Below are 21,974 nucleotides of genomic sequence, written 5' to 3'. Positions count from 1 at the left end.
CTCGCACGGATGCTGCGCGGCCGCTGAGACCGGACCTGACCCGACGGAGGTGTGCATGAACGCGACGCTGCCTGCGATCGACCGCACCCTGTCGGACACCTCCACGCCGGACTCCGACGCGGGGACCCGCCAGCGCGTGCTGCAGATCGTCGCGACCGCCGGCCCGGTCTCCGCCGCCGAGCTCGCCGCGCAGCTCGACCTCGCGCCCGCCGGGATCCGTCGGCACCTCGGGGTCCTCGAGGCCACCGACCAGATCACCGTGCACGACGCTCCCGCCGGGCCCAGCGGCCCGAAGGGTCGTGGACGTCCCGCCCGCCGGTACGTCGTGAGCAGCCGCGGCCAGGCCGCCCTGTCCCACCGCTACTCCGAGCTGGCCAGCCAGGCGCTGCGCTTCCTCGCCGAGACCGCCGGGCCGCAGGCCGTGCAGGGCTTCGCGGAGCAGCGCGTGCGCGACCTGGAGGAGCGGCACGCCGAGGCCGTCGCCGCCGCCGGGGACGACGTCGCCGCGCGCGTGCGCGTCCTGGCCGACGGGCTCACCGCCGACGGGTACGCCGCGTCCGCGCGGCCGGTCCCCGGTGGCATGGCGATGCAGCTCTGCCAGGGCCACTGCCCGGTGCAGGACGTCGCGCACGAGTTCCCCGCGCTGTGCGAGGCCGAGGCGCGGGCGTTCTCGCGGCTCCTCGGCGTGCACGTGCAGCGCCTCGCGACGCTGGCCGGAGGCGGCCACGTCTGCACCACGAGCATCCCGCTGACCACCCCGACGACCAGCTCCACCCCCCACGCCCCTGCCCACCACCCCGTGCTCTCCGTGGAAGGACATTCAGCATGAGTGCACAGACCGACAGCACTGCGGCCGCAACAGCGCCGCAGATGACCCAGGACGAGGCCATCGCCTCCATCGGGAACTACAACTACGGCTGGCACGACGCCGACACCGCGGGCGCGGTTGCCACTCGTGGCTTGTCCGAGGCCAAGGTCCGGGAGATCTCCGCGCTCAAGAACGAGCCCGAGTGGATGCTCAAGACGCGCCTGAAGTCGCTGCGCCTGTTCGACAAGAAGCCCATGCCCTGGTGGGGCTCGGACCTGTCGGGCATCGACTTCGACAACATCAAGTACTTCGTGCGCTCCACGGAGAAGCAGGCCACCAGCTGGGAGGACCTGCCCGAGGACATCAAGAGCACGTACGACCGTCTGGGCATCCCGGAGGCCGAGAAGCAGCGTCTCGTCGCCGGCGTCGCCGCGCAGTACGAGTCCGAGGTCGTCTACCACCAGATCCAGGAGTCGCTCGAGGAGCAGGGCGTCATCTTCCTCGACACCGACACTGCGCTGCGTGAGCACCCGGAGATCTTCGAGCAGTACTTCGGCTCGGTCATCCCGCCCGGGGACAACAAGTTCGCGTCGCTCAACACGGCCGTCTGGTCGGGCGGCTCGTTCGTCTACGTCCCGCCGGGCGTGCACGTCGAGATCCCGCTGCAGGCCTACTTCCGGATCAACACCGAGAACATGGGCCAGTTCGAGCGGACGCTGATCATCGCCGACGAGGGCTCGTACGTGCACTACGTCGAGGGTTGTACCGCTCCGGTGTACTCGAGCGACTCGCTGCACTCCGCGGTGGTCGAGATCATCGTCAAGAAGAACGCGCGCGTCCGGTACACGACCATCCAGAACTGGTCGAACAACGTGTACAACCTCGTCACCAAGCGGGCGACCGCGGCCGAGGGCGCGACCATGGAGTGGGTCGACGGCAACATCGGCTCCAAGGTGACCATGAAGTACCCGGCCATCTACCTGCTCGGCGAGCACGCGCGCGGCGAGACGCTGTCCATCGCGTTCGCCGGTGCGGGCCAGCACCAGGACGCCGGCGCCAAGATGGTGCACGCCGCGCCGCACACCTCCAGCTCGATCGTCTCCAAGTCGGTCGCGCGCGGCGGTGGCCGCACGTCCTACCGCGGTCTGGTGCAGGTGCTCGAGGGCGCCCACCACTCCGCGTCGAACGTGCTCTGCGACGCCCTCCTGGTCGACCAGATCTCCCGCTCCGACACCTACCCGTACGTGGACGTCCGTGAGGACGACGTGTCGATGGGCCACGAGGCGACCGTGTCGCGCGTGAGCGAGGACCAGCTGTTCTACCTGATGTCCCGAGGCATGGCCGAGACCGAGGCCATGGCGATGATCGTGCGCGGGTTCGTCGAGCCCATCGCGCGCGAGCTGCCCATGGAGTACGCCCTCGAGCTGAACCGCCTCATCGAGCTGCAGATGGAAGGGGCCGTCGGCTGATGACGACCACCACAGACTCCCTGTCGACGGACCACAGCAAGGCAACCGCCGACAGGAGCCACTCGCACGGGGTCGGACCTCTGCCCGAGGCCTCCCGCGCGTCCCGCCCCACGTCCTTCGACGTCGCCGACTTCCCGGTGCCGCACGGTCGCGAGGAGGAGTGGCGCTTCGCGCCGGTCGCCCGGCTCGCGCCGCTGTTCGCCGCGGGCACCGACGGCGTCCTGGACGGCCACGGCGTCCTGACGACGGTCGTCGAGGCGCCCGAGGTGCAGGTCGAGATCGTCGAGCGCGACGACGCGCGGCTCGGTAAGGCCGGCGAGCCCGGTGACCGGACCGCGGCCGTCGCGTGGGCCTCGTTCCCGCGGGCCACGATCGTCACGATCCCGAAGGAGGCCGTCGCCTCCGAGGTGACGTCCATCCGCATCGAGGGCGTCGAGGGAGCCGGCACGCACGAGGCGGCGCTCGAGCCGAGCGCGACGCACCTGCTGGTGCACGCCGAGGCGCTGTCGCAGGCCGTCGTCGTCATCGACCACATCGGCCACGCCGCACTCACCGAGACGGTCGAGATCGTCGCCGACGAGGGTGCGCACCTGACGGTCGTCACGGTGCACGACTGGGCCGAGGGCTCCGTGCACGCCTCCTCGCACCGCCTGCGCATCGGCCGCGACGCGACCGTCAAGCACATCGCGGTGACGCTCGGCGGCGACGTCGTGCGGATCACGCCCGACGCCGAGTTCGTCGGCGAGGGCGCGAGCGTCAAGATGCTCGGCCTCTACTTCGCCGACGCGGGCCAGCACCAGGAGCAGCGCCTCTTCGTCGACCACGCGGTGCCCAACTGCATCTCGCGCGTCGCCTACAAGGGCGCCCTGCAGGGCGAGGGCGCGCACACGGTGTGGGTCGGTGACGTGCTCATCCGGGCCGCCGCCGAGGGCACCGACACGTACGAGCTCAACCGCAACCTGGTCCTGTCCGACGGCGCCCGCGCCGACTCGGTGCCGAACCTGGAGATCGAGACCGGTCTCATCGAGGGCGCCGGCCACGCGAGCGCGACCGGCCGGTTCGACGACGAGCAGCTCTTCTACCTGCGCGCCCGCGGCATCCCGGAGTCCGACGCGCGTCGGCTCGTGGTGCGCGGCTTCTTCGCCGAGCTCATCCACGAGATCGGCGTGCCCGCGATCGAGGAGCGCCTCATCGGTGCGATCGAGCGCGAGCTCGAGAAGTCGATGAGCGTGCTGGACTCCCTGTCCGACGGTCACGTCGAGGGTTCCGAGGTGTCTCTCACGACGGAGCGCGCATGAGCGCACAGCTGGCCTGCTACGACGAGGACGTGCCCGTCGAGGGCACGTTCCGCGTCGAGCTGGAGGCCGAGCACGGCACCGTCGAGGTCGCGCTGGTGCGCGACTCCGCCGGTGAGCTGCACGCCATCAGTGACATCTGCTCGCACGGCGCCGTCTCGCTGTCGGACGGCGAGGTGGAGGACTGCACGATCGAGTGCTGGCTCCACGGCTCGCGGTTCGACCTGCGCACCGGCAAGCCCACCGGGCCGCCCGCCGTCCAGCCCGTCCCCGTCTACCCCGTGACCGTCGACGGCCAGCGCGTGCTGGTCGACGTCGACGCCCCGCTCTGAAGAAGTCTGGAAGGAACAGCATGTCCACCCTGGAGATCCGCGACCTGCACGTCAGCGTCGAGACGAAGGAGGGCGCCAAGCCCATCCTGCGCGGCGTCGACCTGACCGTCGCCAGCGGCGAGACCCACGCCATCATGGGCCCGAACGGCTCCGGCAAGTCGACGCTGGCGTACTCGCTGGCCGGCCACCCGAAGTACCAGATCACCTCGGGCAGCGTGACGCTCGACGGCCAGGACGTCCTCGCCCTGACCGTCGACGAGCGCGCCCGTGCGGGCCTGTTCCTCGCCATGCAGTACCCGGTCGAGGTCCCCGGCGTCAGCGTGTCGAACTTCCTGCGCACCGCCAAGACGGCGATCGACGGCTCCGCGCCGCCGCTGCGCTCGTGGGTCAAGGACGTCCGCACCGCCATGGACAACCTGCGCATGGACCCGACGTTCGCCGAGCGCTCGGTCAACGAGGGCTTCTCCGGCGGCGAGAAGAAGCGCCACGAGATCCTCCAGATGGAGCTCCTCAAGCCGCGCTTCGCGATCCTCGACGAGACCGACTCCGGCCTGGACGTCGACGCCCTGCGCGTCGTGTCCGAGGGCGTCAACCGCGTCAAGGCCGGCGGCGACGTGGGCGTCCTGCTCATCACGCACTACACGCGCATCCTGCGCTACATCACGCCGGACTTCGTGCACGTCTTCGTCGACGGCAAGATCGCCGAGGAGGGCGGGCCCGAGCTGGCCGACCGCCTCGAGAACGAGGGCTACGACCGCTTCCTCACGAGCACTCCGGTTCTCTGAGGACCACCGAGGCCACGATGACCAGCATCCTCGACGACGCAGCCCGGACGCTCGACGCGACCGAGCTCGCGGCCGTGCGCGCGGACTTCCCGCTGCTCGCACGGACCCTGCGCGGCGGGCGGCCGCTGGTGTACCTGGACTCGGGGGCCACCTCGCAGAAGCCCGAGGTCGTCCTCGACGCCGAGCAGGACTTCTACGCGCAGCGCAACGCTGCCGTGCACCGGGGGGCGCACCAGCTCGCCGAGGAGGCCACCGAGGCGTTCGAGGACGCGCGGGACCGGGTCGCCTCGTTCGTCGGGGTGTCGCCGGGGTCGCTGGTCTGGACGTCGAACGCGACGGCGGGGATCAACCTGGTCGCGTACGCGATGTCGAACGCGTCGCTGGGTCGTGGGGGAGCAGCCGCGCGACAGCTCGCCCTCGGACCCGGCGACGAGATCGTTGTGACCGAGGCGGAGCACCACGCGAACCTCGTGCCGTGGCAGGAGCTCGCGATCCGCACGGGTGCCACCCTGCGGTGGCTCGGTGTGGACGACGACGGGCGCATCCGCGTCGACGAGCTCGACACGGTCGTCACCGACCGCACCAAGGTGCTCGCGTTCACGCACGCGTCGAACGTCACCGGCGCGATCACGCCCGTCGCGGCGTTCGTCGAGCGGGCCCGCGCAGTGGGTGCTCTGACGGTGCTGGACGCCTGCCAGTCGGTCCCGCACCTGCCGGTGGACCTGACGGCCCTCGGCGTCGACTTCGCGGCGTTCTCGGGGCACAAGATGCTCGGCCCCACGGGCGTCGGTGCGCTGTACGGGCGGCGCGAGCTGCTCGAGGCCATGCCGCCGGTGACCACCGGCGGGTCGATGGTCGAGGTCGTCACCATGGAGTCGACGACGTACGCGCCGCCGCCGCAGCGGTTCGAGGCGGGCACGCAGATGGTGTCGCAGGCCGTCGGGATGGGCGCTGCCGCGTCGTACCTGCACGAGCTGGGCATGGACGCGGTCGCCGCGCACGAGGCGCACCTCGCCGGGCTGCTGCTCGACGCGGTCGCGTCGGTGCCGGGGGTGCGGGTGATCGGCCCGACCGACACCCGCGACCGCCTGGCGACCGTCTCGTTCGTCGTCGACGGCGTGCACGCGCACGACGTGGGCCAGGTGCTCGACGACGCCGGCGTGGCCGTGCGGGTGGGTCACCACTGCGCGCAGCCGCTGCACCGGCGGTTCGGCGTCGCGTCGACCACGCGCGCGAGCGCGGCCGTCTACACGACCGACGAGGAGATCGAGGTCTTCCGGGAAGCACTGACGGGGGTCCGGGCGTTCTTCGGTCTGGAGGTGTCATGAGCACGGGATCGATGGAGCAGCTGTACCAGCAGGTCATCCTCGACCACGCCAAGTTCCCGCACGGCAAGGGACTCGGCGCGGCCGGCGACCTGCACCTGCACACGGGCGAGTCGCACCAGGTGAACCCGACGTGCGGCGACGAGGTGACCCTGCAGGTGGACGTCGACAGCACAGCCGAGGGCGGTGTCATCATCCGCGACGTGCGCTGGGACGGGCAGGGCTGCAGCATCTCGCAGGCCTCCGTCTCGGTCCTGCACGACCTGGTGGTCGGTAACGACCTCGCCACCGTGGACCAGATCGGCGGCACGTTCCGCGCGCTCATGCAGACGCGCGGTGCAGGCCTCGACGACGACGCCGAGGAGACCCTCGGCGACGCGACCGCCTTCACCGGCGTCGCCAAGTACCCCGCGCGGATCAAGTGCGCCCTGCTCGGCTGGGCGGCGCTGACCGACGCACTCATCAAGACCGGCGCACGGGAGAGCTCATGAGCACGGACACACCCGCACCGACCACGGTGGCCGACGTCGAGGAAGCCCTCCGCGACGTCATCGACCCCGAGCTCGGCATCAACGTCGTCGACCTCGGCCTGATCTACGGCGTGGTCATCGACCAGACGAACACCGCGATCATCGACATGACGCTGACGTCCGCGGCCTGCCCGCTGACCGACGTCATCGAGGACCAGTCGGCGTCGGCCCTCGACGGCATCGTCGACGGCTTCCGCATCAACTGGGTCTGGATGCCGCCGTGGGGCCCGGAGAAGATCACGCCCGACGGCCGCGAGCAGATGCGGGCCCTCGGCTTCAACATCTGAGTCAGCCAACAACCGAAGGTCCCGGTCAGCACGCTGACCGGGACCTTCGGCGTTGCCGCACGGACGTCGGGCAGTCCGTCTGTCTGGCCAGGAAGCCTGGCCGGTCTGCATCCCAACGCCTCGCTCGTGCAGAAGAGGTCTGGACGGGTGATCAAGCACCCACCAACAGAAGGGATGTCCGATGAAGCGCATTCTCGCCGTGGGGGCCATCGCAGCTCTCGCCCTGCTCGGCTCCGCAGCCAGCGCCTCCGCAGCGCCCGCCGAGGCTGCCTGCTTCGGCCAGGTGCACAAGACCGTCAACGCCGGCGGCGTGGCCGGGTTCGACAACGTGGGGCAGCTTGTTCAGGCCGTCGGTGGCGGCAGCATGAAGAACGCCACCGCCAAGACGTTCTGCTAGCCAGCTCGTCCCTCCTGAGCAACACAGGCGGCGGCTCGGGTCTCGCATCCGAGCCGCCGAGGCTCGGTCGCACGGAGGTCCGGGGCGTAGCAACGGGGCCCCGGACCGGGGCGCCGAGCAACGCCGCGCGCCTCAGAGCTGGTCGGTGGCGAACGTGTCGCAGGCCTCGAGGGTGCCCTGCTCGTAGCCCGTGGTGAACCAGCGCTCGCGCTGCTCGCTGGAGCCGTGCGTCCACGAGTCGGGGTTCACCCCGCCGCCGGACTGCTCCTGGATGTTGTCGTCGCCGACGGCTGCAGCTGCGGCGAGCGCGTTCTGCAGCTGCGCCTGAGTGATCGGCTCGAGGTAGGTCACCCCCGTATCCGGGTCCACGGTGCTCGCGGCCGTGCCGGCCCACATCCCCGCGTAGCAGTCGGCTTGCAGCTCGACCCGCACCGAGTCGGAGTCGGCACCCGTGCCCTGCCGGTTCGCCTGGTCCATGACGCCGGTGATGTTCTGGATGTGGTGCCCGTACTCGTGGGCGATGACGTACTGCTCGGCCAGGGGGCCGTCCTCGGCGCCGAGCTGGGCGAGCTGGTCGAAGAACGAGACGTCGACGTAGATCGTGGCGTCGGGCGGGCAGTAGAACGGCCCTGTCGAGCTCGACGCGTTGCCGCAGCCGGTGGCCACGGCGTCCGTGAACGTCACGGCATCCGGCTGGCTGAACTGACCGCCCGCGGCGGCGAGGGTGGTGCTCCACACCGTGTCGAGCGAGTCGAGGGTCGCGCTGTAGAGGCAGTTGCGGTCGGTGTTCGCCTGTTCCGCGGAGCACTCCTCGACGAACTCGGTCGACTGGGGCCCGGGATCCTGGACCGCGCCGGTGCTACCGGAGAGGTCGACGCCGGTGAACAGGTAGATGGCGAGGACGAGGAGCCCGACGGCACCTCCGCCGACCGCGACCTTGCCGCCGCCGCCCTTGCGGACGCGACCACCGCCGAAGCTGCCACCCTCCTGGAATGTCACCGGGGAACCGTAGCCGCGCGACGGCGAGCGCGCGCGTCGAACGTCAGTTTTCGCCCAGTCCCCGGGCCGCGAGGGCGTCGCCGGTGGCACGTGCGTGGGCGACCATCCGCACGGCGGCGGGCACGAGGATCGCGCGCGGCTCACGGTCGAGCCCGCGGGCGCGGGCGGCGTCGCGGGTCTCCAGCGACATCCGCGCGAGCACCGGGATGGTGCGCAGGAACAGGCCGACCGACAGCGCGACGACATCGGGGGACAGGCCGACGTGCCGCAGCGGGCGGGCCAGCCGGGCGAGGGCATCGAGCAGGGTGTCTGCGCGCGTGGTGGCCGTGACGACGGCGCCGAGCAGGACGAGGGCGACGAGGTCGACGGAGACCTCGACGGCGGTCGCCCAGCCGCGTGCCCACCACTGGTAGGCGCCGATCAGGGCGGCGGTGACCAGGGCGGGGACCAGGCCGCGGGTGGTGCGGTGCCACGGGATGCGGGCCACGAGCTGGGCCAGCAGGGCGACGCCGAGGAACACGAGCGCGGAGACCGGGCCGCGGACGGCGACGACGGCGACCGCGAACACGGCCAGGAATGCGAGCTTGAGGCCCGCAGGTGCGCGGTGGATGACGGTCGTGCCGGGGTGGTACAGACCGAGCGGGCCGGCCCACGGTGGCCGGATGGGCCCGCTCACGCGCCGACCTGCATCAGTGCGCGGTAGTGGGCGACCGCCTGGGCGGGGTCACCGTCGAACACCACGGAGCCGTCGTCGACGACGAGGACGCGGTCGGCCTGCAGGGCGGCGTCGAGGTCGTGCGTCACGACGACGACCTGCTGCTCCAGGTCCGCCAGGAGCGCGTCGACCACGCCTCGCCACCGCAGGTCGAGGAGCGTCGTCGGCTCGTCGCACACGAGGATCGCCGGCTCGGTGGCCAGCACCGACGCCAGCGCGAGCAGCTGCCGCTGGCCACCCGACAGGGCGTGCACGGGGACCTCCGCGCGGTCGGCCAGGCCGAACCGGGCGAGCGCGGCGCGTGCGGCGACGTCCCGCTCCGCCGGTGTCAGCGGCAGGCGGCGCAGGGACAGCGCGACGTCCTCGACGGGCGTCGGCATGACCAGCTGGGCGTCGGGGTCGGTGAACATGAACCCGACCTTCCGGCGTACTGCGGCCCCGTCCCGCGCGGTGTCCAGACCGTCCACGCGGACGGTGCCGGACGACGGCAGGACGAGACCGTTGAGGAGCCGGGCGAGCGTCGACTTGCCCGACCCGTTGGCGCCGACGATCGCGACCCGGTGCTCGACGAGCTCGAGGGTCACCGGCCCGAGCAGCCGGACGACGCGGTCCGCGCCGCCGGCCGGGTCCGGGCTGTAGGCCGTGACGAGGACGTCGTCGAGCGCGATCATCGAGGTCAGCGACGCGAGCGCAGCATGTCGGGGAACGCCTTGAAGATGGCGACGGCGACGGCGGCAGCGGCGAGGTTCTTCAGCACGTCGCCCGTCCAGTACACGACGTCGATGGCGAAGGCCTCGGGCAGGGTGATGCCGAGACGCACCATGAGCCCGACGATGCCGGCCGGGTGGATCGTCAGGAAGCTGGCGCCCAGACCGGCCACGACCAGCAGCGGGTACCGCCAGGCCGACGGCGCGCGCCCGACGCCGTCTCCGAAGCGCGCCGCGAGCCGGTCGGCGAGGGACGACGACCGCAGCCGCTCGGCGACGCGCAGCGCCCACCCGGCGAGGACCCCGGCGAGCGCGGCGGCGAACGGGAACGCGAGGAGGTAGCCGACGGACGGCCCGGCGAGCACGGCCACCCCGCCGACGCCGCCGGAGAAGATGGGCAGCCCGGCCAGACCGAGGACCACGTAGAGCAGTGCGGCCAGCCCGCCGCGGCGCCAGCCGAGGACGAGGCCCGCCAGGATCACGGCGAACGTCTGCAGGGTGATCGGCACGCCCGACGGCGTCGGGATGCCGGGCAGGATCGCGCACACCGCGATGAACGAGGCGAACGTCGACACGAGTGCGACGTCGGTGGCGACCGACGAGCGGGCGATGGGTGCGGGAAGTGCGACGGCGGGTGCTGCGGCGGTCTCGTTGTCAGGTGCGCTGGTCATGGCTACCCCTTGATCGTCGTGGCTGGCGCGGGCGATCCCGCTGGTTCGGGGGTGCAACGTCGGACCCTGCGACCGGACGCCACGCTAGCCGGAAGTAGACTTGCTGGCGTTTGTGCCCGCGGCCAATGCCAGCGCGGCGAACTCGGAGGAAACCGTCAAGTGATCACTGCCCAGGCTGTCGAGCTGCGCATCGGCGCACGCGTGCTGCTCGAGGAGTCGTCGTTCCGCATCGCGGGCGGCGACCGGATCGGTCTGGTCGGTCGCAACGGCGCCGGCAAGACCACCCTCACCAAGACCCTGGCGGGGGAGACGCAGCCCACGGGCGGTCAGATCATCCGCTCGGGCGACGTCGGCTACCTGCCGCAGGACCCCCGCACGGGTGACCTGGAGCAGCTCGCCATGGACCGGGTGCTGTCGGCCCGCGGCCTCGACGAGGTCGTGCGTGCCATGCGCGCCACCGAGACGGCGATGGCCAGCGAGGACGACGCCGTCCGGGAGAAGGCGATGGACCGCTACTCCCGGCTCGACTCGCGGTTCAACGCAGCCGGTGGGTACGCCGCCGAGAGCGAGGCGCACCGCATCGCGTCGAACCTCGGCCTCGACGAGCGCGTCCTCGCCCAGACCATCGGGACCCTCTCGGGCGGTCAGCGCCGTCGCGTCGAGCTCGCCCGCATCCTGTTCTCCGGCGTCGAGACGCTGCTGCTCGACGAGCCGACCAACCACCTCGACGCCGACTCGATCATGTGGCTGCGCGACTACCTGAAGACGTACTCGGGCGGGCTGATCGTGATCTCGCACGACGCCGACCTGTTGCGTGCGGTCGTGAACAAGGTCTTCCACCTGGACGCCAACCGCTCGCAGCTCGACCAGTACGCCCTCGGCTGGGACGCGTACCTGCAGCAGCGCGAGACCGACGAGAAGCGCCGGCGCCGCGAACGGGCGAACGCCGAGAAGAAGGCCTCCGCCCTGATGGCGCAGGCCGACAAGATGCGCGCCAAGGCCACCAAGACCGTCGCCGCGCAGAACATGGCGCGTCGCGCCGAGCGTCTGCTGTCCGGGCTCGAGGACGTCCGTGCGTCCGACAAGGTCGCGCGCCTGCGGTTCCCCGAGCCCGCCGCCTGCGGCAAGACCCCGCTGACCGCCTCCGGGCTGTCCAAGACCTACGGCTCGCAGGAGGTCTTCACGGACGTCGACCTGGCGATCGACCGGGGGAGCAAGGTCGTGGTGCTCGGCCTCAACGGCGCCGGCAAGACCACCCTGCTGCGCATCCTGGGCGGCGTCGAGAAGTCCGACACGGGCGAGGTCCGCCCGGGGCACGGTCTCAAGCTCGGGTACTACGCGCAGGAGCACGAGACGCTCGACCTGGAGCGGACGGTCGTCGAGAACCTGAAGTCGTCGGCTCCCGACCTGACCGAGACCCAGGTGCGGTCCGTCCTGGGGTCGTTCCTGTTCTCGGGGGACGACGCCGACAAGCCCGCGCGCGTGCTGTCCGGCGGCGAGAAGACCCGCCTCGCGCTCGCGTCGCTCGTCGTGTCCAGCGCCAACGTCCTGCTGCTCGACGAGCCGACGAACAACCTGGACCCGGCGTCGCGCGAGGAGATCCTCGCGGCGCTGCGCGGCTATGCCGGCGCGGTGGTCCTCGTGTCGCACGACGAGGGCGCCGTGGCGGCGCTCGACCCGGAGCGGGTGCTGCTGCTGCCCGACGGCGACGAGGATCTGTGGAGCCCGGCGTACCTGGACCTCATCGCGCTGGCCTAGCGGCCGTCCTGCTCGCCCAGCTGGGCGTCGATGAGGGCGTCCTCCGCGTCCTCGTCGCGCCCTCCGCGGCGTCTCGGCACGTCGGGTGCCGTCGCGGCACGGCGGGGCCGCGGGGCGTCCCGGGTGGGCCAGAGCTCGACGCCGCCTGCCGTCAGCGGCGTGGGCTCGGGCTCGGGTGCCTCGACGTCCGGCTCGGCACGCGCGTCCTGCAGCTCGCGGCGAGCGCCGAGGCTGAACGCGACGAGGCCGCCGAGCGCGAACGTCCACCACTGGAACGCGTACGACAGGTGCGACCCTGGGTCCGTGCTCGGCGCGGCGAGTGTCCCGGGAACCGGGTCGACCGACGGGTCCTCCGCGGTCATCGCGACGTACGCCTCATAGGTGTCGCCCTCGACGCCGCCGGCCGCCAGGACCTGCTCGGCGGAGATCGCCTGGACCTGTCCCGCGGGGGCGTTGCGGTTCGATGCCGGCTCGTCGTGGCGCAGCCGCGCGGTGAGCGTGATCGTGCCCTCGGGCGCGGCCGGCGGGGTGACGTCGACGCTGCCGTCCGACCCCGGCGGGACCCAGCCCCGGTCGACGACGAGCACGGAGCCCACCTGCGTCGGGTCCGCGGCGGTTCCGGCGGACGCGTCCTCGACGACGAACGGCACCAGCACGTGGTACGCCGGCGTGCCGTTGACGGGCCGGTTGCGCAGGAGGACGGTGCCGTCGGTCTCGTAGTGCCCGACGACGGTCACGCGCTGCCACAGGTCGTCATCGGTGAGCGGTGCGTCCGGGGAGGGCAGGACCGTGTCGAGCGGCACCGGGTCGGCCGACCAGTTGGTCTCCACGACGGCGATCGCGCCGTCGCGCCACACGTGCCGACCCCACTGCCAGAAGCCGAGGAACGTGCAGACGACCGCCAGGACGACGCCGACGAGGACCAATCCTGTCGCGCGGCGGGCCGCGGGGCTCATGACCGGGGCGCGGACTCGAGATCCGCCGCGGGGACCAGGCTCTGCAGGAACCCGCGCACGTCGAGGAACTGGCTCAGGTGCTCACGGTGCTCGTCGCACGCCAGCCAGACCTTGCGCCGGTCCGGGGTGTGCAGCTTCGGGTTGTTCCAGAGCAGGCCGTACGTGGCTTCGGCCCGGCAGCCGCGGCTGCTGCAGACGAGCTCGTCGACGGCATCGGGGACGGGGCCGAACAGGCTCACGTGCGACCGTCCGGCTCGTCGGTCGGGCTGTCGGACGAGGACAGCCCGCGGGGAGCGCCGGTGCCCGGACCGATCTCGCGCGCCGTCATGAACGTCCCGTCCGTGTCGCGGCGCTCGCGGCCGGCGTTCGCGAACAGCACCGCGGAGTACGGCAGGACGACCGCCGCGATGAGGAGCAGCAGCGACGCCCACATCGGGATCCGGCCCCAGGACAGCACCGCACCGGCGAAGCAGATGATGCGGATGCCCATCTGCACCAGGTAGCGCTTCTGCCTCCGAGCCAGGTCGTCGGCGAGCGGCTCGGGTGCGTTGGTGATGCTGTGGACCTCCTCCGAGGGAAGGTCCGGACGCCGACGGGTGCTGCTCACCACGTGATTCTAGTCCGGCTCGGCTGTGGTGGCGCTGAGGGCCGGTGTTGTCCGACTCCCACAACGCGGCGCGACGAACATGGGCGCGGACCCTGCCGCGACGCACGGGAGACGTCGGATAACGTCGTGTCCCGTGCCTGAGACTTCCGACAACACAGTCAGCCCACGCAGCGTCCTCGTGACGGGTGCCAACCGCGGCATCGGCCGGGCCATCGCCGAGCGGTTCGTGGCCAACGGCGACAAGGTCGCGACGATCTACCGCGCCGGCGACCTGCCGGCCGGCGTGCTCGGCGTGGTCGGCGACGTGCGCGACACGGCGAGCGTCGACGCGGCGTTCGCGCAGATCGAGGCCGCGCACGGCCCCGTCGAGGTGCTCGTCGCCAACGCCGGCGTCACGCGCGACCAGCTGCTCATGCGGATGACCGACGAGGAGTTCTCCGAGGTCCTCGACGTCAACCTCACCGGCGCCTTCCGCTGCGCCCGCCGCGCCAGCAAGGGCATGATCCGCCTGCGCCGCGGACGCATCATCTTCATCTCCTCGGTGGTCGGCCTGTACGGGTCGGCCGGCCAGGTCAACTACGCGGCGTCCAAGTCGGCGCTCGTCGGCATGGCCCGCTCGATCACCCGCGAGCTGGGCGGACGCGCGATCACCGCGAACGTCGTCGCACCCGGGTTCATCGACACCGACATGACGCGCGCGCTGCCCGAGGACAAGCAGAAGGCGTATCGCGAGTCCATCCCGCTCGGCCGGTTCGCCCTGCCCGACGAGGTGGCCGGCGTCGTCGAGTTCGTCGCGTCGGACGCGGCGGGCTACATCTCCGGCGCGGTCATCCCCGTCGACGGCGGCCTCGGCATGGGTCACTGACACTCTCTTCGTACGGCGACACACAGAACGGAACACTCATGGGTCTGCTCGACGGCAAGAAGCTCCTGGTCACCGGTGTCCTCACGGACGGCTCGATCGCCTTCCACGTGGCGCGGCTGGCACAGCAGGAGGGCGCCGAGGTGCTCCTCACCTCGTTCGGCCGGCAGTTCCGGCTGACGCAGGCGATCTCGCGTCGCCTCCCGAAGGAGGCGACGGTCCTGCAGCTCGACGTCACCGACGCCGACGACCTCGCGGCGCTCGCGGACCGGGTGCGCGAGGCGGGCTTCGACTCGCTCGACGGCGTCGTGCACTCCATCGGCTTCGCACCGCAGTCCGTCATGGGCGGTAACTTCTTGGCGGGGGAGTGGGGCGACGTCGCGACCGCGCTGGAGGTCAGTGCGTACTCGCTGAAGTCGCTCGCGGTCGCCACGCAGCCGCTGCTCAGCTCGGGCGGCGCGATCGTCGGCCTCACGTTCGACGCGCGCTACGCGTGGCCCGTCTACGACTGGATGGGTGTCGCCAAGGCCGCCTTCGAGTCGACGTCGCGCTACCTGGCCCGCGACCTCGGCCCGCACGGCATCCGCGTGAACCTGGTCTCCGCCGGCCCGATCCGCACCACGGCCGCCAAGTCGATCCCCGGCTTCGAGGCCATGGAGGGCGGCTGGCCCGAGCGTGCCCCGCTCGGCTGGGACGCGCTCGACCCGGAGCCGACGGCCCGCGCGGTCGCGGCCCTGCTGTCCGACTGGTTCCCGGCGACCACCGGCGAGATCGTGCACGTCGACGGTGGCTACCACGCGATGGGTCTGTGAGGTTCTCACCCGGGCACGGAGCTTCGGGTAGTGGGACGCTGAGCCGGTGACGTCCGAGACCGGCCCCCGGCGACTCCTCCTCCTGCGCCATGCCAAGGCCGAGCACCCGGAGTCGATCCCCGACATCCAGCGCCCGCTGTCGCTCGTCGGCCGCAAGCAGTCCGCCAAGGTGGGCAAGGCCGTCGCGGCCGACGACCTCGTGCCCGACCTCGTGCTCTGCTCGAGCAGCGTGCGGACCCGGCAGACGTGGGAGCTCGTCCGCTCGTCGCTCGGGGCCGACCCCGACGTCCAGTACCTCGACGACCTGTACTACGCGGGGTCGAGCACCCTGGTCGAGGTGGTGCGGGCAGTCCCCGGGGACGTGCGGACGGTGCTCGTCGTGGGTCACGAGCCGACGATGTCGCAGGCGGCCGTCCTGCTGGCGGGACCGGACTCCGACCCGGCGACTGTCGAGCGCGTCCGGGTCGGCGTGCCGACCGCCAGCTGGTCGCTGCTGGAGGTCGGCGCCTGGGACGCGCTCGCCGCCGGGACGGCCGCTCTGCGCCGGCTCGCGGTCCCGGGCTGAGTCAGTAGAGGCGGCGCAGGGCCTCGGTCCGGTCGACGTCGCCCGCGAGGTCGGTGCTGGCCGTGACCAGGTCGATCCCGCCGACGAGCGGTCGCTCGACGAGGCCGCGGACCTCCGGGTCGGTGACGGTCTCCGTGAGCCGACGGGCGATCGCCGCACCGTCGATCACCTCGAACGGGCGGCCGTGGAACGCGGCGGTGCTCTCGGGCACCGGCGAGGTCAGCGCGAGGGCGTTGTGCCGGCGGACCAGCTCGACGAGCGCGTCTCCGAGCCTGCGCTGCCGCTCCGCCCACTCCGGCGCGGCGAGCGTGGCAGCCAGTGCGGACCGGAGAGGGGCGGTCGACCCGAGCCGGGCCAGAGCGGTCCCGAGCCACTTGTCGTAGGGCGCGTAACGGCGCTCCTGCAGGAACGCGAGCTGCACGGCGGTGCGGCACACGCGCGCGGTGACGAGTCGGGACCCGAGGTCGTCGCCGGCCGTCCCCGCCCGCGGCGCCAGGTGCTCGTCCTGACCGATCGCCGTCCATGCCGCGGCCTGCTGGTACAGCCAGACGTCGTGCGGGTAGTAGCGCAGCCGCTCCCGCACCGCCGCGAGGCCGAGGTCGTCGTGGAAGACGGCGCCGGCGGTGAGGGACAGCAGGCGCTGCTGCGGGACGACGAGCCAGTCGGCCGCTGTCATCGGGCCGCGCGGGTCCACCGGGCCGAGGAGCCGGCCGAGCAGCACGTCGAGCGTGAGGATCTGGACCCGGTGCTCCACGGGACCGGTGCCGGCAGCGTCACCGAGACCGCGGGTACCGTCCGGCGCCAGGGCAGCGGCCCGGGTGGTCCAGCCGCTGAGCTCGGTGGGCAGCCGGTGGCGCAGCTCGTCGTGGAGGTCGGCGGCATGGGCCTCGTGGTCCGCGGGGGACAGCAGCACCTGCAGCCGCGGTCCCCAGTCGTGGTCGGTCGACGTCGCGTCGTCGAGACCCAGCACGTCCGAGCCGGGACCGACCAGCGCGGCGGTGTGCGCGAGCCCGCGCTCCGCCAGGACCGGGCGGACCTCGTCGTAGAGCGTCCGCGCCAGCTCGAGGCCGGGCACGAACGCGGTCACGGCAAGAAGACCGGCAGCTCGAGGACGCCGTCGAGCCGGTCGCGCACGACGGCGTCCGCGGCCTCGCACAGCAGCGGCTTGGCGTTGAAGGCGATCCCGAACCCGGCCGCCACGACCATGTCGATGTCGTTGGCGCCGTCCCCGATGGCGATCGTGCGCTCCATCGGGATCCCGACCGACTCGGCGTACTCGCGCAGGACCGCGGCCTTGGCGGCCCGGTCGATCACCGGGCCGCTGACCTTGCCGGTGAGGTGGCCGTCGACGACCTCGAGCGCGTTCGCGCGGGTCAGGGTGATGCCGAAGGACGCGGCCAAGGGGCGGACGATCTCGATGAACCCGCCGGAGACCAGCCCGACGGGCCATCCTCGGGCGTCCAGCTCGTCGATCAGCTCCCGGGCTCCCGGCGACGGCTCCACGGCAGCCAGCACCTCGGCGAGCACCGACTCGGGCAGGCCGGCGAGCGTCGCGACGCGCTCGTGCAAGGACGCCGCGAAGTCGATCTCGCCGCGCATCGCCCGTTCCGTGATCTCGGTGACGAGCACCTCGGAGCCGGCGTGCGCCGCGAGCAGCTCGACGACCTCACCGGTGATGAACGTCGAGTCGACGTCCATGACGACGAGGTGGGGCTCGTAGGTGCTCACGGGACGTGAGGGTAGTGCCGCACGCGAGACGCGCGTCACGGCCGCTCACTCCGCGATGACGGTCCCCTTCGGGACGACGGTGATGCCGGACTCCGTGACGGTGAACCCGCGGGCGCGGTCGTGGTCGTGGTCGAGGCCGATCCGGACGCGTTCCGGGACGACGACGTTCTTGTCGATGATCGCCCGGTGGACCTGTGCGTACCGGCCGATGTGCACGTCGTCGAAGAGCACCGAGTCGGTGACCTGCGCCCACGAGTGCAGCCGGACGCCCGGCGAGAGGACGGACCCGGACACCGTCGCGCCGGAGACCAGGACGCCTGGCGAGACGACCGAGTCCACGGCGTGGCCGAGCCTGCCGGCGCCGGCGTGGATGAACTTGGCGGGGGCGAGGCTCGTGTACCCGCTGTAGAGCGGCCACTCGTCGTTGTAGAGGTTGAACACCGGCTCGATGGAGATCAGGTCGATGTTCGCCTCGTAGAACGCGTCGATCGTCCCGACGTCGCGCCAGTAGTCGCGGTCGCGCGGGGTGGAGCCGGGCACGTCGTTGCGCAGGAAGTCGTAGACGCCCGCGGTGCCGCGCTCCACGAAGTACGGGGCGATGTCGCCGCCCATGTCGTGGCGCGAGCCCACGTTCTCGGCGTCGGCGGTCACGGCGGCGACGAGGGCGTCCGCGTTCGCCACGTAGTTGCCCATCGAGGCGAGGATCTCGCCGGGGGAGTCGGCCAGGCCCACCGGGTCGGTCGGCTTCTCGAGGAACGCCTTGATGCGGGTGGGGTCCGTGGGGTCGACCTCGATGACGCCGAACTGGTCGGCCTCCTCGATCGGCTGACGGATCGCGGCGACCGTGAACTCGGCACCGGAGGCGATGTGCGCGTCGACCATCTGGGAGAAGTCCATGCGGTACACGTGGTCGGCGCCGACCACGACCACGATGTCGGGGCGCTCGTCCTCGATGATGTTCAGGCACTGGTAGATGGCGTCGGCGCTGCCCAGGTACCAGTGCTTGCCCACGCGCTGCTGCGCCGGGACGGCCGCCACGTAGTTGCCCAGGAGCGGCGACATGCGCCATGTCTTGGACACGTGCCGATCGAGGCTGTGCGACTTGTACTGGGTCAGCACGATGACGTGCAGGTACCGCGAGTTGATGACGTTCGACAGGGCGAAGTCGATCAGCCGGTACAGCCCCCCGAAGGGCACCGCCGGCTTGGCACGGTCGGCGGTGAGGGGCATCAGACGTTTGCCCTCCCCACCTGCGAGGACGATAGCGAGGACGCGCGGCGCTGCCATGGGCACGACCCTAGGCCCCCGACGCGGTCCCAGCGAGGCGTGCAGCCGCTCAGGCGCTAGCGTGTCGGCGGGAGAACCGGTCGTCCGTGCCGGTCGGCGAGGGGATGGTTGAAGTGCGTGTCGACCTGCTGACCAGGGAGTACCCGCCGCACGTCTACGGCGGAGCGGGCGTTCACGTCGCGGGGCTGACCCGCGTGCTCGAACGCACCCTCGACGTGCGGGTGCACTGTTTCGACGGACCGCGCGACACCCCGGGAGTGCACGGCTACTCGGTGCCCACCGAGCTCGCCGGGGCGAACGCCGCGCTGCAGACGTTCGGGATCGACCTCGAGATGGCCGACGCGGTCGGCGCGGTCGGTGCCGACGGCATCGCGTCCGACCTCGTGCACTCGCACACCTGGTACGCGAACCTGGGCGGCCACCTGGCGGGTCTGCTGCACGGGCTCCCGCACGTGGTCAGCGCCCACAGCCTCGAGCCGTTGCGCCCGTGGAAGGCCGAGCAGCTGGGCGGCGGCTACGCGCTGTCCAGCTGGGCCGAGAAGACCGCGTACGAGGGGGCGGCCGCGGTCATCGCGGTGAGCGGGGGGATGCGCGAGGACATCCTGCGGGCCTACCCGAAGGTCGACCCGGCGCTGGTCAAGGTGGTGCACAACGGCATCGACCTCGACCAGTGGCAGCGTCCGACCAGCGACGAGGCCGTGGCCGCCGCAGGTGCCACCGTGCGCCGGCTCGGCATCGACCCGTCGCGCCCGAGCGTCGTGTTCGTCGGCCGCATCACCCGGCAGAAGGGTCTGCCCTACTTCCTGCGCGCGGTCGAGCTGCTGCCGCCCGACGTCCAGGTGGTGCTCTGCGCGGGGGCGCCGGACACGCCGCAGATCATGGCGGAGGTCACCGGGCTGGTCGAGCAGCTGCGCACCAAGCGGTCCGGCGTGGTCTGGATCGAGCAGATGCTGCCGCGCGACGAGCTCATCGCGGTCCTCATGCACGGCACGGTCTTCGCGTGCCCGTCGGTCTACGAGCCGCTGGGCATCGTCAACCTCGAGGCCATGGCGGTCGGGCTGCCCGTCGTGGGGACCGCCACCGGCGGCATCCCGGAGGTCATCGACGACGGCGTCACCGGTCGGCTCGTCCCCATCGACCAGCTGCAGGACGGCACCGGCACCCCGGTGGACCCCGAGGGGTTCGTGCGCGACCTGGCCGACGCGCTCACCGACGTCGTCGGGAACACCGCCCGGACCGCGCAGTGGGGTCTGGCGTCCCGTCGGCGGGTCGAGGACCACTTCACGTGGGAGGCGATCGCCGAGCGGACGATCGAGGTGTACCGGGCCGCGCTGGCCTGACGTCAGGCGGTCAGTCGCGACGCCGCCGCGGCCATCGCGCGGCGGGCCATCCGGTCGACCTCGCGCAGCGCGGTGGACCGCTGGTCGGCCTGCCACAGGTTGACCGCCGCGCCGTCGTCCTGGGTGGCCAGCGCGACGATGGCCCGCAGGCGGGCGGCGCTGGCCAGCACGCGCACGCGCCGACCGTCGAGCCCGTCCGGCAGGCGCCACGCGGGCAGCTCGAGGTCGCGCAGCGCGGCGACGGTCTCGGCCGCGTCGGGCCGCCACCGGGCCACGTCGAGTTTCACGAGCGCCTCGGTCGCCTGGAGCAGCCCGTGGCGCAGCTCCCGCTCGGCGTCCTGCAGCGTCCCGGTCTGGGCGTGCACGGCGTGCCGCCAGTCGGGGACGTCCGACAGCTCCCAGGTCACCAGGTGCCCCGGCTCGAGCGCGGACCCGAACCGCTGCACCACGGGCACCGCGACGAGGCACGCCTGCGGCGTCCGCACCAGGACGGCCTCGCCGGCGTCGGTGGCGGCCGAGCTGACCGACGCGGGTGTCGCCCCCGGGTCGCCCGGGACGGGCAGGACCGTCGCGACGTCCCGGGGGGACCCGTCGCACGCGTCGAGCAGGGTGCTCAGCGGCTCGTCCGACACGTCGTCGCGCAGTGGCTCGTCCGCGGCCGGCCGGCGCTGCACCGAGTGCGGCTCGTCGTCGGACTGCACGGCACCGACCAGCACCGAACGGTCGGTGCTGTCGTCCGCCAGCCAGAGGGCGAGGAGCACCGAGCGCGGCAGCTCCAGGGTCAGGTCCACCGGACCACGGTAGGACGTGACCCAGCCCACCGGCGACCGGCCCGCCCACCTCGGGATCGACGGTTAGGGTCATGCCCATGACCGACGTGCTCGACCTGCAGGCCGTGACGATCCGCCGGGGAACGACGACGATCCTCGACGAGGTGACGTGGACGGTCCGTGACGGCGAGCGGTGGGTGGTGCTCGGCCGCAACGGTGCCGGCAAGACCACCCTGCTGCAGGTCGCGTCCGGCCGGATGCACCCCACCACGGGCACCGCCGACCTGCTGGGCTCGCGCCTGGGACGGGTCGACGTCTTCGAGCTGCGTCCGCGCATCGGCCTGTCGAGCGCGTCGCTCGCGGACCGGATCCCGGCGGGGGAGACCGTGCGCGACGTCGTGCTCACGGCGGCGTACGGCGTCACCGGTCGGTGGCGGGAGTCCTACGAGGCGCTCGACGAGTCGCGGGCCACGGACCTGCTCGCCGCGTTCGGCGTCGCCCACCTGTCCGACCGCTACTTCGGCACCCTCAGCGAGGGTGAGCGCAAGCGCGTCCAGATCGCCCGCTCGCTCATGACCGACCCCGAGCTCCTGCTGCTCGACGAGCCCGCCGCCGGCCTCGACCTCGGGGGCCGCGAAGAGCTGGTGTCGGCCCTGTCGGAGCTGGCCGGTGACCACAAGTCACCCGTGCTCGTGCTGGTCACCCACCACGTCGAGGAGATCCCGCCCGGCTTCACGCACATCCTCCTGCTGCGTCAGGGCAAGGCCTTCGCGGCCGGCCCGATCGACGAGGTGCTGACCGCCGAGACCCTGTCGGGGGCGTTCGACCTGCCCCTCGTGGTCGACCACCACGACGGCCGGTGGTCCGCTCGGGCGGCCTCCGCGCAGGGCTGAACGGAATCCCACAGATTCGCAAAGAAACCGTCTAGTATCGGTAGGACCGCAGGGTCCGCCGTCGGAGCCTGCTCGA

The 21,974-nt window shown here is 72.1% G+C and carries 26 protein-coding genes; 15 read left to right on the top strand and 11 right to left on the bottom strand.

The genetic code is table 11. The features are described 5' to 3' along the window. Positions 1–55: 55 nt before the first annotated feature. From J2X26_RS16205 to J2X26_RS16165, 9 genes are all read left to right on the top strand, one after another. Entirely contained in the window at positions 56–829 is a 774-nt protein-coding gene (locus tag J2X26_RS16205; RefSeq protein ID WP_307493732.1) for a helix-turn-helix transcriptional regulator, read from the top strand. Next, positions 826–2,277, top strand: coding sequence for a Fe-S cluster assembly protein SufB (gene sufB, locus J2X26_RS16200; protein WP_307493731.1), 1,452 nt, complete (start codon positions 826–828; stop codon positions 2,275–2,277). The genes J2X26_RS16205 and sufB overlap by 4 nt, the downstream gene beginning before the upstream one ends. Continuing rightward, the gene (gene sufD, locus J2X26_RS16195) at positions 2,277–3,575 is read left to right on the top strand and encodes a Fe-S cluster assembly protein SufD (protein ID WP_307493730.1); all 1,299 of its coding nucleotides are present in this window, start codon (positions 2,277–2,279) and stop codon (positions 3,573–3,575) included. Before sufB ends, sufD begins: the two co-directional genes overlap by 1 nt. Further along, a complete protein-coding gene (locus tag J2X26_RS16190) occupies positions 3,572–3,904 on the top strand; it encodes a non-heme iron oxygenase ferredoxin subunit (protein ID WP_055915438.1) in 333 nt (110 codons plus the stop codon). Before sufD ends, J2X26_RS16190 begins: the two co-directional genes overlap by 4 nt. Before the next feature lie 20 nt (positions 3,905–3,924). Continuing rightward, positions 3,925–4,689: a Fe-S cluster assembly ATPase SufC gene (gene sufC, locus J2X26_RS16185; protein ID WP_307493729.1), complete on the top strand. Its 765-nt coding sequence runs from the start codon at positions 3,925–3,927 to the stop codon at positions 4,687–4,689. 17 nt (positions 4,690–4,706) lie between these two features. Beyond that, complete coding sequence (locus J2X26_RS16180; protein ID WP_307493728.1) at positions 4,707–6,017, top strand: cysteine desulfurase; 1,311 nt, start codon at positions 4,707–4,709, stop codon at positions 6,015–6,017. Continuing rightward, positions 6,014–6,505 (top strand): Fe-S cluster assembly sulfur transfer protein SufU, encoded by a 492-nt coding sequence (sufU, locus tag J2X26_RS16175; protein ID WP_056594469.1) that lies wholly within the window; start codon positions 6,014–6,016, stop codon positions 6,503–6,505. Before J2X26_RS16180 ends, sufU begins: the two co-directional genes overlap by 4 nt. Further along, the gene (locus tag J2X26_RS16170; protein WP_055915430.1) at positions 6,502–6,831 is read left to right on the top strand and encodes a metal-sulfur cluster assembly factor; all 330 of its coding nucleotides are present in this window, start codon (positions 6,502–6,504) and stop codon (positions 6,829–6,831) included. Before sufU ends, J2X26_RS16170 begins: the two co-directional genes overlap by 4 nt. Before the next feature lie 181 nt (positions 6,832–7,012). After that, positions 7,013–7,228 carry a hypothetical protein gene (locus tag J2X26_RS16165; protein WP_307493727.1) on the top strand — a complete coding sequence of 72 codons (216 nt, stop codon included), beginning with the start codon at positions 7,013–7,015 and terminating at the stop codon, positions 7,226–7,228. Positions 7,229–7,360: 132 nt separating this feature from the next. On the opposite strand, the gene ypfJ is transcribed toward J2X26_RS16165, so the two are convergent. From ypfJ to J2X26_RS16145, 4 genes are read right to left on the bottom strand one after another with little or no spacing between them, the layout of a single operon-like run. Further along, positions 7,361–8,227, bottom strand: a complete 867-nt coding sequence (gene ypfJ, locus J2X26_RS16160) for a KPN_02809 family neutral zinc metallopeptidase (protein WP_307493726.1) — start codon at positions 8,225–8,227, stop codon at positions 7,361–7,363. Positions 8,228–8,270: 43 nt separating this feature from the next. Then, entirely contained in the window at positions 8,271–8,903 is a 633-nt protein-coding gene (locus J2X26_RS16155) for an energy-coupling factor transporter transmembrane component T family protein (protein ID WP_307493725.1), read from the bottom strand. After that, entirely contained in the window at positions 8,900–9,613 is a 714-nt protein-coding gene (locus tag J2X26_RS16150) for an energy-coupling factor ABC transporter ATP-binding protein (protein ID WP_307493724.1), read from the bottom strand. The genes J2X26_RS16155 and J2X26_RS16150 overlap by 4 nt, the downstream gene beginning before the upstream one ends. A gap of 5 nt (positions 9,614–9,618) precedes the next feature. Beyond that, the gene (locus tag J2X26_RS16145) at positions 9,619–10,320 is read right to left on the bottom strand and encodes a biotin transporter BioY (protein ID WP_307493723.1); all 702 of its coding nucleotides are present in this window, start codon (positions 10,318–10,320) and stop codon (positions 9,619–9,621) included. Between the two features lie 159 nt (positions 10,321–10,479). On the opposite strand from J2X26_RS16145, the gene abc-f reads away from it, so the two are divergent. Then, a complete protein-coding gene (gene abc-f / locus J2X26_RS16140) occupies positions 10,480–12,078 on the top strand; it encodes a ribosomal protection-like ABC-F family protein (protein ID WP_307493722.1) in 1,599 nt (532 codons plus the stop codon). Here abc-f and J2X26_RS16135 read toward each other — a convergent pair. The 3 genes from J2X26_RS16135 to J2X26_RS16125 are packed head-to-tail and all read right to left on the bottom strand — an operon-like array spanning position 12,075 to position 13,641. Next, the gene (locus J2X26_RS16135) at positions 12,075–13,034 is read right to left on the bottom strand and encodes an SURF1 family cytochrome oxidase biogenesis protein (protein ID WP_307493721.1); all 960 of its coding nucleotides are present in this window, start codon (positions 13,032–13,034) and stop codon (positions 12,075–12,077) included. The two genes, abc-f and J2X26_RS16135, sit on opposite strands and share 4 nt — an antisense overlap. Next, the gene (locus tag J2X26_RS16130; RefSeq protein ID WP_307493720.1) at positions 13,031–13,273 is read right to left on the bottom strand and encodes a hypothetical protein; all 243 of its coding nucleotides are present in this window, start codon (positions 13,271–13,273) and stop codon (positions 13,031–13,033) included. Before J2X26_RS16130 ends, J2X26_RS16135 begins: the two co-directional genes overlap by 4 nt. Further along, a complete protein-coding gene (locus J2X26_RS16125) occupies positions 13,270–13,641 on the bottom strand; it encodes a DUF3099 domain-containing protein (RefSeq protein ID WP_307493719.1) in 372 nt (123 codons plus the stop codon). The genes J2X26_RS16130 and J2X26_RS16125 overlap by 4 nt, the downstream gene beginning before the upstream one ends. Positions 13,642–13,774: 133 nt before the next feature. Between J2X26_RS16125 and fabG the strand changes: the two genes are divergently transcribed. The 3 genes from fabG to J2X26_RS16110 are packed head-to-tail and all read left to right on the top strand — an operon-like array spanning position 13,775 to position 15,880. Continuing rightward, on the top strand, positions 13,775–14,506 hold the full coding sequence (fabG, locus tag J2X26_RS16120; protein ID WP_307493718.1) for a 3-oxoacyl-ACP reductase FabG: 732 nt from the start codon (positions 13,775–13,777) through the stop codon (positions 14,504–14,506). 38 nt (positions 14,507–14,544) lie between these two features. Then, positions 14,545–15,315 (top strand): enoyl-ACP reductase FabI, encoded by a 771-nt coding sequence (gene fabI, locus J2X26_RS16115; protein WP_307493717.1) that lies wholly within the window; start codon positions 14,545–14,547, stop codon positions 15,313–15,315. Positions 15,316–15,361: 46 nt separating this feature from the next. Then, positions 15,362–15,880, top strand: a complete 519-nt coding sequence (locus J2X26_RS16110) for a SixA phosphatase family protein (RefSeq protein ID WP_307493716.1) — start codon at positions 15,362–15,364, stop codon at positions 15,878–15,880. A gap of 1 nt (position 15,881) precedes the next feature. Here J2X26_RS16110 and J2X26_RS16105 read toward each other — a convergent pair whose 3' ends face one another. Genes J2X26_RS16105 through glgC form a run of 3 tightly spaced genes read right to left on the bottom strand, consistent with a single transcriptional unit; the run spans position 15,882 to position 18,895 of the window. Continuing rightward, positions 15,882–16,967 (bottom strand): DUF4037 domain-containing protein, encoded by a 1,086-nt coding sequence (locus J2X26_RS16105; protein ID WP_307493715.1) that lies wholly within the window; start codon positions 16,965–16,967, stop codon positions 15,882–15,884. Beyond that, a complete protein-coding gene (gene serB, locus J2X26_RS16100; RefSeq protein ID WP_307493714.1) occupies positions 16,964–17,608 on the bottom strand; it encodes a phosphoserine phosphatase SerB in 645 nt (214 codons plus the stop codon). Before serB ends, J2X26_RS16105 begins: the two co-directional genes overlap by 4 nt. Before the next feature lie 45 nt (positions 17,609–17,653). Next, positions 17,654–18,895 (bottom strand): glucose-1-phosphate adenylyltransferase, encoded by a 1,242-nt coding sequence (gene glgC, locus J2X26_RS16095; protein ID WP_307493713.1) that lies wholly within the window; start codon positions 18,893–18,895, stop codon positions 17,654–17,656. 113 nt (positions 18,896–19,008) lie between these two features. Here glgC and glgA point away from each other — a divergent pair, with 113 nt between their 5' ends. Beyond that, the gene (gene glgA / locus J2X26_RS16090) at positions 19,009–20,235 is read left to right on the top strand and encodes a glycogen synthase (RefSeq protein ID WP_307493763.1); all 1,227 of its coding nucleotides are present in this window, start codon (positions 19,009–19,011) and stop codon (positions 20,233–20,235) included. A 2-nt stretch (positions 20,236–20,237) separates the two neighbouring features. Here the strand turns inward: glgA and J2X26_RS16085 are convergent, their stop codons facing one another. Next, positions 20,238–21,026 (bottom strand): hypothetical protein, encoded by a 789-nt coding sequence (locus J2X26_RS16085; protein WP_307493712.1) that lies wholly within the window; start codon positions 21,024–21,026, stop codon positions 20,238–20,240. A gap of 77 nt (positions 21,027–21,103) precedes the next feature. Here J2X26_RS16085 and J2X26_RS16080 point away from each other — a divergent pair, with 77 nt between their 5' ends. Then, a complete protein-coding gene (locus tag J2X26_RS16080) occupies positions 21,104–21,898 on the top strand; it encodes an ABC transporter ATP-binding protein (RefSeq protein ID WP_307493711.1) in 795 nt (264 codons plus the stop codon). The last annotated feature ends 76 nt before the right edge of the window (positions 21,899–21,974 follow it).

The organism is Cellulomonas humilata (genome assembly GCF_030814415.1).
Lineage (GTDB): Bacteria > Actinomycetota > Actinomycetes > Actinomycetales > Cellulomonadaceae > Cellulomonas > Cellulomonas humilata_A.
The sequence above is the reverse complement of the archived record's forward strand: the minus strand, read 5'-3'. Positions and strand labels throughout refer to the sequence as shown.

Bases quoted from the DNA above. Each gene is read 5' to 3' on its own strand.
- J2X26_RS16205 (WP_307493732.1), top strand. From the start codon at position 56: ATGAACGCGACGCTGCCTGCGATCGACCGCACCCTGTCGGACACCTCC.
- sufB (WP_307493731.1), top strand. From the start codon at position 826: ATGAGTGCACAGACCGACAGCACTGCGGCCGCAACAGCGCCGCAGATG.
- sufD (WP_307493730.1), top strand. From the start codon at position 2,277: ATGACGACCACCACAGACTCCCTGTCGACGGACCACAGCAAGGCAACC.
- J2X26_RS16190 (WP_055915438.1), top strand. From the start codon at position 3,572: ATGAGCGCACAGCTGGCCTGCTACGACGAGGACGTGCCCGTCGAGGGC.
- sufC (WP_307493729.1), top strand. From the start codon at position 3,925: ATGTCCACCCTGGAGATCCGCGACCTGCACGTCAGCGTCGAGACGAAG.
- J2X26_RS16180 (WP_307493728.1), top strand. From the start codon at position 4,707: ATGACCAGCATCCTCGACGACGCAGCCCGGACGCTCGACGCGACCGAG.
- sufU (WP_056594469.1), top strand. From the start codon at position 6,014: ATGAGCACGGGATCGATGGAGCAGCTGTACCAGCAGGTCATCCTCGAC.
- J2X26_RS16170 (WP_055915430.1), top strand. From the start codon at position 6,502: ATGAGCACGGACACACCCGCACCGACCACGGTGGCCGACGTCGAGGAA.
- J2X26_RS16165 (WP_307493727.1), top strand. From the start codon at position 7,013: ATGAAGCGCATTCTCGCCGTGGGGGCCATCGCAGCTCTCGCCCTGCTC.
- J2X26_RS16150 (WP_307493724.1), bottom strand. From the start codon at position 9,613: ATGATCGCGCTCGACGACGTCCTCGTCACGGCCTACAGCCCGGACCCG.
- J2X26_RS16145 (WP_307493723.1), bottom strand. From the start codon at position 10,320: ATGACCAGCGCACCTGACAACGAGACCGCCGCAGCACCCGCCGTCGCA.
- J2X26_RS16135 (WP_307493721.1), bottom strand. From the start codon at position 13,034: ATGAGCCCCGCGGCCCGCCGCGCGACAGGATTGGTCCTCGTCGGCGTC.
- fabI (WP_307493717.1), top strand. From the start codon at position 14,545: ATGGGTCTGCTCGACGGCAAGAAGCTCCTGGTCACCGGTGTCCTCACG.
- glgC (WP_307493713.1), bottom strand. From the start codon at position 18,895: ATGGCAGCGCCGCGCGTCCTCGCTATCGTCCTCGCAGGTGGGGAGGGC.
- J2X26_RS16080 (WP_307493711.1), top strand. From the start codon at position 21,104: ATGACCGACGTGCTCGACCTGCAGGCCGTGACGATCCGCCGGGGAACG.